The organism is Xanthomonas hortorum, from assembly GCF_024339125.1.
Lineage (GTDB): Bacteria > Pseudomonadota > Gammaproteobacteria > Xanthomonadales > Xanthomonadaceae > Xanthomonas > Xanthomonas hortorum.
The window spans coordinates 2,799,337-2,812,031 of record NZ_CP101417.1; the positions used below are offsets into that span (position 1 = coordinate 2,799,337).

The following is a 12,695-nucleotide window of genomic DNA, read 5'->3' on the forward strand; positions in this document are numbered from 1 at the left end:
CGAGGGGCACCGGCAGCGCACGCTCGGCGGCCTGCTGGATGCATTGCGCGAAGGCGACTACAGCGTGCGCGCAGTGTCAGTGCCGGGCGACGACGCCACGCTGTTCGCGCGCTTCAATGCGCTGGCGCAGCGGCTGCAGGACGAGCAACGCGACTCGCACGAGAGCCTGCAACTGCTGAGCAAGACCTTGGCCGCGCTGGACGGGGCGGTGTTCGCGTTCGAACAAGACTGGCGGCTGCGTCTGGTCAATCCTGCCGGCGAGCGGCTGCTGGCAAACACTGCAGCGTCTTTGCTGGGACGTCATGCCGATGCGCTCGGTCTTGCCGGATTGTTCGCAGTGCCCTCGGGCAGCATCCAGGCGCAGCGCTTTCCAGGGCAGCAAGGGCGTTGGCAGATCGGTCACGCCGCATTGCGCAGCCGCAGTCAGGCCGGGCATCTGCTGGTGTTGCAACCGATGGAGCGCGCCTTGCGCGACGAAGAGGCGCAGGCATTTCGGCGTTTGCTGCGCGTGTTGAGTCATGAGATCAACAACTCGCTGGCACCGATCGGCTCCATCGCCGACACGCTGGCGCGCATGCTGCCGCCGCTACCGGCCGAACTCGATGGCGAACTCCACCGCGATCTGCATGGCGGCCTGGCGGTGATAGAACAACGCAGTGCCGCCTTGCAGCGCTTCCTGGGTGGATATGCCCGCCTGGCCCGGTTGCCGGCACCCTGTTGTGCACCGCTCGCATTGGCAGAAGTATGCGAGCGGGTACGGCGGCTGCTTGACGATGCACGCATCTACATCGACGTGGAGCACGCACTGCAGGTGCATGCCGATGCCGACCAACTCGAGCAGGTGTTGATCAATCTGTTGCGCAACGCGATCGAAGCCGGTGGCGATGCCCCGGTGTGGCTACGCGCGCAGCGCGATGGCAACTGTGCGCGCATCGAGATCGCCGACGAAGGTATGGGGCTACCCACCAGCGATAATCTGTTCGTGCCGTTTTTCACCACCAAGCCCGGTGGTTCCGGCATCGGGCTGGTGCTGTCGCGGCAGATTCTGGAAGCGCAGGGCGGTAGCCTGGTGCTGCGTGCGCGTAGCGACGCGCACGGCACAGTGGCCGAAATCCGTTTGCCGCTGCATGCTTTGCAGGATTCTTGAGGCGGCACCACAGGACGATGAGCACAACGACACAGGGCGAGGCGACCAAGGACGACGCGCTCCGACCGCCCCCGCCGCGCCGCCGGTGGTGGTCGCTGTTGCGCTGGAGCACGGTGGCGGCACTGCTGGCAATCCTGCTGCTGGACCTGGCCTTCCCGCTGCCGCTACCCAGATCCCGCGACACCTCCACGCTGGTGGTCGCACGCGATGGCACCCCGCTGCGCGCATTCGCCGATCGCAATGGCGTATGGCGCTATCCGGCCACGCCGCAGAGCGTGTCGCCGCTGTATCTGCAGGCGCTGCTGAATTACGAAGACCGCTGGTTCTGGCGCCACCCCGGCGTCAATCCGTGGGGGCTATTACGTGCTGGCGGGCAGTGGATCGGGCAGGGGCGCATTGTCTCCGGCGGTTCGACGCTGACCATGCAGGTGGCACGCATCCTGGATCCGCATACGCGCACGCCGTGGGGCAAGGCCAAGCAGTTGTTGCGCGCGCTGCAGCTGGAAGCGCACTTGAGCAAGCGCGAGATTCTCACGTTGTATCTGGAGCGCGCGCCCTACGGTGGCACCATTGAAGGTGTGGAAGCGGCCAGTTGGGCGTACCTGGGCAAACCGGCCAAGGCCTTGTCGCAGGCCGAGGCCGCATTGCTGGCGGTGCTGCCGCAATCGCCAAGCCGCCTGCGCCCGGATCGCCATCCGGAAGCTGCGCAACGCGCACGCGACAAGGTGCTCGATCGCATGGTGGAACTGGGCGTGTGGTCGCGCGCGCAGGTGGACGATGCGCGGATCGAGCCGGTGGTCACGCGTTCGCTCAAACCGCCCTTGCATGCGGCCCTGCTGGCGCAGCGTCTGCACAGCGCGCAACCACGTGCAGCGCGCATCGTCACCACGCTGGATGTTGAACTGCAGCGCACGCTGGAAGAACGCGTCGCGACGTATTTTTCGCAACTGCCCGAGCGCACCTCTGCGGCGTTGTTGGTGGTGGACAACGCCACGATGGAGGCGCGTGCGTACGTAGGGTCGGCCAGCTTCGGCGATCGCAAGCGGCTGGGGCATGTGGACATGGTGCAGGCCTGGCGCTCCCCCGGTTCCACCCTCAAGCCATTTTTGTACGGCATGGCGCTGGACGATGGGTTGATCCATTCGGAAAGCCTGCTGGTGGATGCGCCGCAGAGCTTTGGCAGTTATCGTCCCGGCAATTTCGATGCGGCCTTCAATGGGCCGGTAAGCGCAGCGACGGCCTTGCGGCTGTCGTTGAACGTGCCGGCGGTGGATCTGCTCGATCGTATCGGCCCGGCGCGGTTTGCTGCGCGGCTGTCCAATGCCGGGATCGGTTTGCGGTTTGCACATGGCAGTACGCCGTCGCTTGCATTGATTCTGGGCGGCACCGGCGCGCAATTGCAGGAACTGGTGGGCGCATTTGCTGCGCTCAATCGCGGCGGGATTGCCGGGCACGTGCGCTACACGCCAGAAGATGCGCGCATCGAGCGCCGGCTGATGTCGCCGGGTGCGGCCTGGATCGTGCGCGAGATTTTGCAAAGCAATCCGCGCCCCGGGTATGGCAGCGGCACCTTCGACACCGCCGCGCGCCCGGGCGTGGCGTGGAAGACCGGCACCAGTTACGGCTACCGCGATGCGTGGGCGATCGGCGGTACGCGCCGTTACACGGTCGGGGTGTGGGTGGGGCGCCCGGATGGCACGCCGCTGCCGGGCCAGTACGGTGCGGTCACCGCGTTGCCGCTGATGTTCGAAGTCATCGATGCGTTGCCGCGCAGTGCCGGCGATAGCGCGCCGGTGCCGATGCCGGCCAATGTGCAGGCCTTGGAGATCTGCTGGCCGCTCGGCGGTGCGGCCGATCACACACCACCGGCACAATGCGCGCGACGTGCCGAAGCGTACGCACTCGATGGCGCAGTACCGCCCACCTTCGCCGAACGCGATGCGCGGTTATGGCAGAGCGGCCAGCTGCACTTCGATGTGGATGCGCGTAGCGGTCAGCGGCTGTCGCAAGAGTGCAGCCAGGCGCATCAGCGTGAGCCACGCACGTTGGCGCGTTGGCCGGCACTGGTCTCGCCCTGGCTTAGCGCAGGGGAACGCAGTGCCGCGCAGTTGCCGTCGCTCGCGCCGGACTGTCTGCCCGATGGGCGCATGACCGGTGGTGGCGTGTTGCGCATCGACGGCCTGAGCGATCGCGCCACGTTGGCACGCGCCAACGCCACCGCGCGCCCGGTGCGCTTGCAACTACGCGCATTGGGCAGCGACGCGCGCATCGATTGGTTGCTGGACGGCCGCTGGATCGCACAGACCAATGGCCGGCAGGGATTTCAACGCGATTTTGAAGACGTCGGCACGCACACGCTCACTGCGATGGCCAGTGACGGTGCCTGGACGCAGTTGCGATTTCGGGTGTTGCGTTGAAGCAGAGATTCAGGAGCAGCTGGTCTTTGGTTTGGCCGCAGGGCCCTTGCCCGCCCACCATCGCGGGACACGCCGCAAGTACGTCCGTGTAGGCTCTTACGCGGCATCCATGCCGCGTAAGGTCCCGCGACGGTGGGCGGGCAAGGGCCAGTCGAGTTGATCGGTACGCATGGTTTTTAACAAAGCAGCCAGCAACCTGTCTGGTGCGGTGTCCTCGCTGCGCTCTTGATGCTGTGAGTTTGCTGCAGGGCCCTTGCCCGCCCACCATCGCAGGACACGCCGCAAGTACGTCCATGTAGGCTCTTACGCGGCATCCATGCCGCGTAAGGTCCTGCGAGGGTGGGCGGGCAAGGGCCAGTCGAGATGGTCGGTGTGCAGGGTTTTCAATAAAACAACCGGCAAACTGTCTAGCGCGGTGTCCTCGCCGATTGCGGGACCGTGTGGCGGCATGGATGCCGCCACCGAGCCTACATGGACGTACTTGCGGCGTGTCCCGCAAGCGGCGAGGGCACCGCGCCCTCGACTAACCAGGCTTTTGACCTGAGCTTTTGACCGCACCCAAACGACGCTACGACGCGATATCAATGTAGGTTGCGGTGCACTGACGCATCAACCACCATCACCTCACTCGCCGATCCAGCCTTCCAGCATGTCGGCAAACTCATCGGCATGCTCTTCTTCTTGGGCCAGGATGCTCTCGAGAATGCGCTTGGTGGTGGTGTCCTTGTCGCCGACGAAATCGATCATCTCGCGGTAGCTGTCGATGGCGATGCGTTCGGCGATCAGGTTCTCGCGCACCATGTCGCGCAGGTCGGTGCCTTCCTTGTATTCGGCGTGCGAACGCTTGGTCAGCGTGTCCGGGTTGAGGTCCGGTTCGCCGCCCAGTTGCACGATGCGCTCGGCGAGTTTGTGCGCGTGCGCTTGTTCCTGCTGCGCGTGTTCCAGGAACTCGCCCTTGACCGCGTCGGCAAGCATGCCCTTGGCCATGAAGTAGTGACGGTAGTAGCGCAGCGTGCACACGTATTCGGTGGCCAGTGCGGTGTTGAGCAGGTCGATCACCGCCTCGCGGTCGGCGTGGTAGCTCTCGGTGACGGCACCGTCTTCGATGCTCTGGCGTGCGCGGGTGCGCAAGGTGGCGGTGTCGGTGATACCGGCGGGGAGTTGCTTGGCTGGCTGGGTAGACATGGCTGGCCGTTTTCCTTCTGAGTGGGCGGGGGAATCAATGCATCAATCGGGCAGGTGTTGCAGCACGTAATCGGCTGCAGACACCTTGAATTCGCCGGGTTCTTCGACGAACAGGGCTTTCACCACCGCATCGTCGGCATACAGCGCGTAGCGACGCGAGCGCAGGCCCATGCCCGAGCCGCTGGCATCCACTTCCAGGCCCAGAGCGCGGGCCAGGTCGGCATTGCCATCGGGCAGCATGTGCAGGCCGTCGGGGATCAGCTGGCTGCGCCCCCAGGCCTGCATCACGAACGGGTCGTTGACGGCGGTGCACAGCACTTCGATGCCGCGTTTGCGGAACTGCTCGAAGTGCTCCACATAGCCCGGCAGGTGCTTGGCCGAACAAGTCGGGGTGAACGCGCCCGGCACCGCGAACAGCAGCACCTTGCGGTCTGCGAACAAGGTATGGGTGTCGACTGCCTCGATCCCCTCACGCAAGCGCTTGAGCACGATTTCGGGAATGCGGTCACCAACGTGGATGGTCATGCGATGTGCTCCTGTGGCTGAACGAATTCTAGAAAAGGGCAAGGGAAAAGCGCGTCAACACGCTTGAAATCCGCAACGCGACGCCTATCTCGCGCACATGGCCGGCGCGATGGCGCACGCCGGAGCGGCCGGCCCTTCACCCAACCTAATGGAGGCTCGCAATGAACATCGTTCGTTATCCACAGTGGCCCACCCACGCCCTGCAAAACGAAATCAAGCATGTGTTCGACCGCTTCTTCGAGCACAACGGCGACACCGACGAATCGGCGGTGGTGACCGCCCAGTGGGTGCCGCGCGTGGACATCAAGGAAGAGCCCAATCACTTCGTGTTGTACGCCGATCTGCCCGGCATCGACCCGAGCCAGATCGAGGTGCAGATGGACAAGGGCATCCTGTCGATCAAGGGCGAGCGCAACAGCGAGTCCAGCACCGAGACCGAGCGTTTCTCGCGCATCGAGCGCCGTTACGGCAGCTTCCACCGCCGCTTCGCGCTGCCCGACAGTGCCGACCCGGACGGCATCACCGCAGCCGGACACAATGGCGTGCTGGAAATTCGCATTCCCAAGCGCCCGGCAGCCACCCCGCGCCGTATCCAGGTCGGCAACGGCCAGGACGCCAGCGGCGGCACGGTGCAGTAAGGCGACGAACCTGGAGCGAAGTCATCGGCTTCGCTCCCCGGCGGCAACCGCACCGTAGAATAGGTGCGGTTGCCCGCCCGGCTGCGATATGACTGGCTCGTGGCCTTGGCTGCGGGCCGTTTTTTTCCAGAGGTGATTAGATGGAATTCAAGGATTACTACGCAACGCTGGGCGTCGAGCCGAGCGCGGGCGATGCGGAGATCAAGACGGCCTACCGTCGACTCGCCCGCAAGTACCACCCCGACGTCAGCAAGGAAGCCGGCGCGGAAGACAAGTTCAAGGCCATCAACGAAGCCTACGAGGCGCTGCGCGACCCGCAAAAGCGCAAGGCCTACGACCAGCTCAAGGCGCAGGGTTTCCGCCCGGGCGACGAGTTCCAGGCCCCGCCCAACTACAACGGCGGGCAGGGCTACGAATACGAGGAAGTGTTCGGCAACGGCGGCGCCGGTGGCGGCTTCAGCGATTTCTTCGAAAGCCTGTTCGCCGGCCAGCGCGGCGGGCGTCCGCGTGGCCCGGGTGCCGGGCCCGGTGCAGGCCCCGGCCCGCAAACGCGTGGCGACACCCGCGCCAAGCTGGCGGTGCCGCTGGAAGCGGTGTATGCGGGCGACAGCGTGCGCATCACCATCAACGGCAAGCAGCTGGACGTGCGCGTGCCCAAGGGCGTCCAGCCCGGCCAGGTGATCCGCCTGAGCGGGCAGGGCAATGGTGGCGGCAATTTGCTGCTGGAGATCGAATACGCTGCGCACCCGCAGTTCGAGGTGGACGGGCGCAACATCCTGTACACCTTGCAGGTCACGCCCTGGCAGGCCGCGCTGGGCACCACCATCAGCGTGCCGACCCTGGGCGGGTCGGTGGAGTTGAAGGTGCCGGCCGAGTCGGACGCCGGCCGCAAGTTGCGCCTGCGCGGCCGCGGCTTGCCCGGCACCACCCCGGGCGATCAGATCGTGGAGCTGGAGATTCTTGCACCGGCGCCCACCGACGATGCGCAGAAGAAGGCGTACCGCAATCTGGCCAAGGCGTTCGGCGAGACGGTGTGAGCTGGACCAAACAGCGCAAGCGAGATGAAGCCCCTCCTCATCCGGCGCTGCGCGCCAGCTTCTCCCGAAGGGAGAAGGGAATCAAAGCCCCTCTCCCTTCGGGGCGATAAGGCGCTGCTTGCGCGCCACTGGCGCGCGTGCCTTGGAGCGCCCGCGCTGCTAGCGCGGGCCGGGGCGCTTAGCGGGGGTTGGGGTGAGGGTACGGCAGGTAAGCAATGCATCAGCTAATGACGATCTGCGCCCTCTGATCCCGGCCGCACCCTCATCCGGCGCTACGCGCCACCTTCTCTCGATGGGAGAAGGGAATCAAAGCCCCTCTCCCGCCGGGAGAGGGGTTGGGGTGAGGGTACGGCAAGAAAGCGAAGCATCAACCAACGACCATCTGCGAGGTTGTTGAATCCAACTGTGCCCTATCTGACGTAGTACGCCAGCAGCGGCCCGCGACGAAAAACAACGTGCCGCCAAATCGCACATCGCAACAGCTTCGCCAAGCATCCAGCGCCTGTCCTGGCCCCAGCTACCGAAAGCACGGCCGGCGCACTACACTCGCCGCGCACACTAGGGGAAACACATGGCTCGCATTCTGATCGTCGACGACTCGCCGTCGCAGCTGCTGGGGATTCAGCGCATCGTCGAGAAGCTGGGGCACGAAACCATCACTGCAACCGATGGCGCTGCCGGCGTGGAAGCGGCCAAGTCCTCGCTCCCGGACCTGGTGTTGATGGATGTGGTCATGCCCAACCTCAATGGATTTCAGGCCACGCGCACGCTCAAGCGCGAACCGACCACCCAGCACATTCCGGTGATCCTGGTGACCACCAAGGACCAGGACACCGACCGCATGTGGGGCATGCGCCAAGGCGCTCGCGCCTACATCACCAAGCCGTTCTCCGAAGACGAACTGCTGGAAGTGATGGAGCGTGTGTTCAACCAGAAAGACGAACCGCCGACTGCGTAAGTGCGTTGGCGCGATGCGAGCGAAGTTGGCGTCTTCGTTGCGCAGGACCACAAGCTAACGTGTCATCGCGGTAACCACGCCCCACCTCGCGTTGATGCCAAAGCCAGCTGTGCTGCTGGTGCCGTTCGGACATCGTGGCGGCACGAAAGCTTGATCACCCTCTGCCAACTCCAGCGCGCACGCTCCGATGCTTGACCCCAAATCGCGCCGACACCGTGCCCCGAGCCGCCCGCCACCCCGCCACCGGCTTAATTCACCCCACCGGCTAAACCGCCGATGCACCAATTGGGGCCTTTCAAAACGGTGGGTCTGCCCCATCTAGTAGAATCATCGAATCACACAACACGGCGGCACTGCGGGACTGGCCCGCGCAGCCCCTCGATCATGGAGCGTGCATGGCCTGGAACACACCCGGCAACAAGGGCGGAGACGGCCCGGATCCCAACCGTCGCAGGTCCTGGGGCCCGCGCGGTGGTGGCAACGGTGGTGGTTGGGGCAATCTGCCCGCCCCGTTGAAAGAGTTGTTCGATGGCGGCGTGTGGCGCTGGATTCTGGTCGCCGTGGTGCTGATGGTGCTGTTCTCCAGCTTCCAGCTCATCGGCGAGCAGCAGCGTGGCGTGGTGCTGCGCTTCGGCCAGTTCTCGCGCATCCTCCAGCCCGGCCCCAACTTCAAGCTGCCGTGGCCGGTCGAGTCGGTGCGCAAGGTCAACGCCACCGAGATCAAGACCTTCAGCAACCAGGTGCCGGTGCTGACCCGCGACGAGAACATCGTCAACGTCTCGCTCAACGTGCAGTACCAGATCAGCGACCCGCGCAAGTATCTGTTCGGTTCGCGCAATGCCGATCTGGTGCTGGAGCAGGCTGCGCAAAGTGCGGTGCGTGAGCAGGTCGGTCGCTCCGACCTCAATACCGTGCTCAACAACCGTGGCCCGCTGGCCATTGCGTCCAAGGACCGTCTGCAGGCTGCGCTGGATGCCTACAACACCGGTCTGTCGGTGACTGGCGTGACCTTGCCCGACGCGCGCCCGCCGGAAGAAGTGAAGCCGGCCTTCGACGAGGTCAACGGTGCCCAGCAGGTGCGCGAGCGCCTGATCAACGAAGCCCAGGCCTACGCCGCCAAGGTGGTGCCCGAAGCACGCGGCCAGGGTGCACGCACCCGCACCGGCGCCGAAGGCTACAAGCAGGCGACTGTCTCCAAGGCCGAAGGCGACGCCGACCGCTTCACCTTGTTGCAGGAGCAGTACGCCAACGCACCGGAGGTCACGCGCAAGCGCCTGTGGCTGGAAACCGTGCAGAAGGTGCTGTCGGAGAACCGCAAGGTGATCGGCAGCGATGGCCGTCAGGTCATCTACGTGCCGCTGCCGGCCGACCTCAACAAGCCCGCCAACAGCAGTGGCAATACGGGCAACGGCGGCATGCCGTCGATGGTGCCGCAGGATGTGCTGTTGAACCCGCCGCAAAGCAGCGGCAGCAGCGAGGGCATCCGCAATCCGGAGCGCGGCCCGCGCCCGACCGGCCGTGAGGGAACCGAACAATGAAAAATTCGCTAGTCATCGGCCTGATCGTCGCCGTGCTGCTGGCCCTGATGGGCTCGGTGTTCGTGGTCCGCGAAGACCAGACCGCCATGGTGCTCAACCTGGGCCGCGTGGTGCGTGCCGACCTCAAGCCCGGCCTGCACTTCAAGTTACCGGTGGTGGAATCGGTGCGCGTGTTCGATCGCCGTTTTCAGGTGCTGGACACCGCCCCGGCGCGTTACTTCACCGCCGAGCAGAAAGACGTGAGCGTGGACTTCTTCGCCATCGGCTATATCTCCGATGTGCGTGCGTTCTACCGCGCCACCGGTGGTGAGGAGTCGGTGGCCAATTCGCGCCTGGCCCCGATCATCACCGACTCGCTGCGCAACCAGATCAACTCGCGCACCTTGCAGCAGTTGGTCTCCGGCGACCGCAGCGAATTGATCGCCAACCAGCTCAAGGGCATCAACGGCGCCATCAAGGGCTTGGGCATGCAGATCACCGACCTGCGCATCAAGCAGATCGACCTGCCGACCGACAGCCAGGTGATCACCGACGTCTACGAACGCATGCGCGCCCAGCGCAAGCAGGAAGCCAGCAAGCTGCGCGCCGAAGGCGAAGAGCAGGCCCTGACCATCCGCGCCCAGGCCGACCGCGAGTCCACCGTGATCGTGGCCGACGCCGAGCGCGATGCCCAGAAGCTGCGCGGCGAAGGCGACGCCGACGCTGCCCGCATCTACGGCCAGGCCGGCTCCAAGGATCCGTCGTTCTACGCGTTCTATCGCAGCCTGGAGGCCTATCGCGGCTCCATGACCGACGGCAATGGCGTGGTGGTGCTGGACAAGAACGACCCGTTCCTGCAGTACCTCAAGAGCGATCGTTGATCGTTCGTTGAGCGCTTCGCGTTGAAACAAAAACGCCCGCGCACTGCGGGCGTTTTTGTATGTGTCCCCGGCGCGGCCGAAGGGACATGAGCCTGCCGCATCGCGATGTCTCAAGAGCGCACGTGTAAGCGCCAGCCTCTGTAGGAGCGCGCCTGGGCGCGATCGCTTTCCCGGTAATGCCAGTCGCGCCCATGTGCGCTCCTACGACGTGCTGAGGCTTGTTGGATTGCGGAACCGGGCACACTGCATCTCCCACGTTGCGATGGTGTTGGTGATGCAAGAGTTTCTGTCCGCGTTATGCCTGATCGCCGTCATCGAAGGCCTGCTGCTGTTTGCCGTGCCCACCGCCTGGAAGCGCATGGTCGAGCAACTGTTCAGCCTGCCCACCACCCAACTGCGCGCCATTGGCGGCGTCACGTTGGTGCTGGGCGCGATCGCGCTGTGGATCGTGCGCCACTAAGAGTGGCTAACAAAACGTAGTGAGGGGTCGTCAGGTGGGTGCGGGCGGCGCGCTCAGAACCGGAGTGTACGAGTGGTACATGCCGCGCCGAGCACAGACCGCGCCCGCCTGGTGGCGGTGAGCGCAGTCGTTTTGTTAGCCGCTCTAGGTTGCCAGCTCGTCATCGGCTGCGACAGAAGCGGCCAGGGAGGCGGCGATCGGCAACAGGAACAGCGGATTGCAGCCCCCCAGTAGGGTTGGTCCGCTGGGGCTCTCAGCGCGTTTTAAGCATCCGGCGGCCGCGCAGCGCGCCCCAATCTGACCAATCCCGGAGCGGCCACCCGCAAGGGGTAGTGCCTGCCACCCGAAACCCGGATAATGCACAAAAGCCGGCCGGGCACGCTCCAACCAGAGCACTCCGTTCGGCTTTTTCCGTGTCAGGGCTTTCGCGCCATTGCAACGCTCCCCGATGGAGCTGCGCGCCAGGTGTCGCCGCCAGCCTTGAACCGGTCCCATCCCGCGGCCCCGATGGCCGCAGCAAAACTCAGGAGTTCACCCCGTCATGGGTCAGTCAGTTGTCGTGCTCGGTGCCCAGTGGGGCGATGAAGGCAAAGGCAAGATCGTCGATCTGCTCACCGAAGAAATCGGTGCGGTCGTCCGCTTCCAGGGCGGCCATAACGCCGGCCACACCCTGGTCATCAACGGCAAGAAGACCGTCTTGCATCTGATTCCCTCCGGCATCCTGCGCGATGACGCGCTGTGCCTGATCGGCAATGGCGTGGTGATCTCCCCGGCCGCGCTGATCAAGGAGATCGGCGAGCTGGAATCGGCCGGTGTGGAAGTGCGTTCGCGCCTGAAGATCTCCCCGGCCGCGCCGCTGATCATGCCGTACCACATCGCCCTGGATCAGGCCCGCGAGAAGGCCGCCGGCGGCAAGGCCATCGGCACCACCGGCCGCGGTATCGGCCCGGCGTACGAAGACAAGGTGGCGCGTCGCGGTATTCGCATCGCCGACCTGCATTACCCGCCGCAGCTGGAAGAACTGCTGCGCACCGCGCTGGATTACCACAACTTCGTGCTGACCAAGTACCTGGGTGTGGAAGCGGTGGATTTCCAGAAGACCTTCGACGAGGCGCTGGCCTTCGGCGAGTACGTGCAGCCGATGAAGTCGGATGTGGCCGGCATCCTGCACGACCTGCGCAAGCAGGGTAAGCGCGTGCTGTTCGAAGGCGCGCAGGGCGCGTTGCTGGATATCGACCACGGCACCTACCCGTACGTCACCAGCTCCAACACCACCGTGGGCGGCGCACTGGCCGGCACCGGCGTGGGCGCTGACGCCATCGACTACGTGCTCGGCATCGCCAAGGCCTACGCCACGCGCGTGGGCGGCGGCCCGTTCCCCACCGAGCTGGACGACGAAGTGGGCCAGGGCATCCGCGACCGCGGTGCCGAATACGGCGCCTCCACCGGCCGCCCGCGTCGTTGCGGCTGGATGGACATCGTTGCGCTCAAGCGGGCGGTGGCCATCAACGGCATCTCCGGCCTGTGCATCACCAAGCTCGACGTGCTCGACGGCATGGAAAAGCTCAAGGTCTGCATCGCCTACGAATACCGCGGCAAGCGCACCGAATACGCACCGCTGGACGCGCAGGGCTGGGAAGAGTGCACCCCGGTGTACCTGGAGTTCCCGGGCTGGACCGAGAACACCCACGGCATCACCGAGTGGGACAAGCTGCCCGTGGCCGCGCGCGCCTACCTGCGCGCACTGGAAGAACTGGCCGGCTGCCCGATCAGCATCGTTTCCACCGGCCCGGATCGTGACCACACGATGGTGCTGCAGGATCCGTTCGCCTGATCGCAGGCATGTGTTTGGAGTAACAAAAAAAAAGCCCTGCGTAAGCGGGGCTTTTCTCTGTGTCATGCTGGGCACCGCCGCCATCGTTGGAACTGG

11 protein-coding genes and 1 other RNA gene are annotated in these 12,695 nt (G+C 65.2%); 9 read left to right on the forward strand and 3 right to left on the reverse strand.

Features of this window, described 5'->3' with window-relative positions; genetic code table 11:
- The first annotated feature begins 643 nt into the window (after positions 1-643).
- A complete protein-coding gene (locus tag NMB96_RS12020) occupies positions 644-1,147 on the forward strand; it encodes a sensor histidine kinase (RefSeq protein WP_255086959.1) in 504 nt (167 codons plus the stop codon).
- 17 nt (positions 1,148-1,164) lie between these two features.
- A complete protein-coding gene (gene pbpC / locus NMB96_RS12025; protein WP_425520886.1) occupies positions 1,165-3,564 on the forward strand; it encodes a penicillin-binding protein 1C in 2,400 nt (799 codons plus the stop codon).
- A 624-nt stretch (positions 3,565-4,188) separates the two neighbouring features.
- On the opposite strand, the gene NMB96_RS12030 is transcribed toward pbpC, so the two are convergent.
- Together NMB96_RS12030 and NMB96_RS12035 are read right to left on the reverse strand one after the other, a co-directional pair.
- Positions 4,189-4,749 (reverse strand): ferritin-like domain-containing protein, encoded by a 561-nt coding sequence (locus NMB96_RS12030; protein WP_023902974.1) that lies wholly within the window; start codon positions 4,747-4,749, stop codon positions 4,189-4,191.
- A gap of 42 nt (positions 4,750-4,791) precedes the next feature.
- The gene (locus NMB96_RS12035; RefSeq protein ID WP_023902975.1) at positions 4,792-5,274 is read right to left on the reverse strand and encodes a peroxiredoxin; all 483 of its coding nucleotides are present in this window, start codon (positions 5,272-5,274) and stop codon (positions 4,792-4,794) included.
- Positions 5,275-5,435: 161 nt separating this feature from the next.
- Between NMB96_RS12035 and NMB96_RS12040 the strand changes: the two genes are divergently transcribed.
- The 6 genes from NMB96_RS12040 (at position 5,436) to NMB96_RS12065 (ending at position 10,765) form a co-directional block, all read left to right on the forward strand.
- Positions 5,436-5,912 (forward strand): Hsp20/alpha crystallin family protein, encoded by a 477-nt coding sequence (locus NMB96_RS12040; RefSeq protein WP_023902976.1) that lies wholly within the window; start codon positions 5,436-5,438, stop codon positions 5,910-5,912.
- A 140-nt stretch (positions 5,913-6,052) separates the two neighbouring features.
- Complete coding sequence (locus NMB96_RS12045) at positions 6,053-6,949, forward strand: DnaJ C-terminal domain-containing protein (RefSeq protein WP_023902977.1); 897 nt, start codon at positions 6,053-6,055, stop codon at positions 6,947-6,949.
- 571 nt (positions 6,950-7,520) lie between these two features.
- Positions 7,521-7,907 (forward strand): twitching motility response regulator PilH, encoded by a 387-nt coding sequence (pilH, locus tag NMB96_RS12050; RefSeq protein ID WP_023902978.1) that lies wholly within the window; start codon positions 7,521-7,523, stop codon positions 7,905-7,907.
- Positions 7,908-8,302: 395 nt separating this feature from the next.
- Positions 8,303-9,445 carry an FtsH protease activity modulator HflK gene (gene hflK, locus NMB96_RS12055; protein WP_115039970.1) on the forward strand — a complete coding sequence of 381 codons (1,143 nt, stop codon included), beginning with the start codon at positions 8,303-8,305 and terminating at the stop codon, positions 9,443-9,445.
- Entirely contained in the window at positions 9,442-10,305 is an 864-nt protein-coding gene (gene hflC, locus NMB96_RS12060; RefSeq protein ID WP_023902980.1) for a protease modulator HflC, read from the forward strand. The genes hflK and hflC overlap by 4 nt, the downstream gene beginning before the upstream one ends.
- 274 nt (positions 10,306-10,579) lie before the next feature.
- Positions 10,580-10,765: a DUF2065 domain-containing protein gene (locus NMB96_RS12065; protein WP_238152943.1), complete on the forward strand. Its 186-nt coding sequence runs from the start codon at positions 10,580-10,582 to the stop codon at positions 10,763-10,765.
- A 4-nt stretch (positions 10,766-10,769) separates the two neighbouring features.
- Here the strand turns inward: NMB96_RS12065 and NMB96_RS12070 are convergent.
- Positions 10,770-10,846: non-coding RNA, sX9 sRNA (locus tag NMB96_RS12070), on the reverse strand.
- A 460-nt stretch (positions 10,847-11,306) separates the two neighbouring features.
- Between NMB96_RS12070 and NMB96_RS12075 the strand changes: the two genes are divergently transcribed.
- Complete coding sequence (locus NMB96_RS12075; RefSeq protein WP_104597714.1) at positions 11,307-12,599, forward strand: adenylosuccinate synthase; 1,293 nt, start codon at positions 11,307-11,309, stop codon at positions 12,597-12,599.
- Positions 12,600-12,695: the final 96 nt, after the last annotated feature.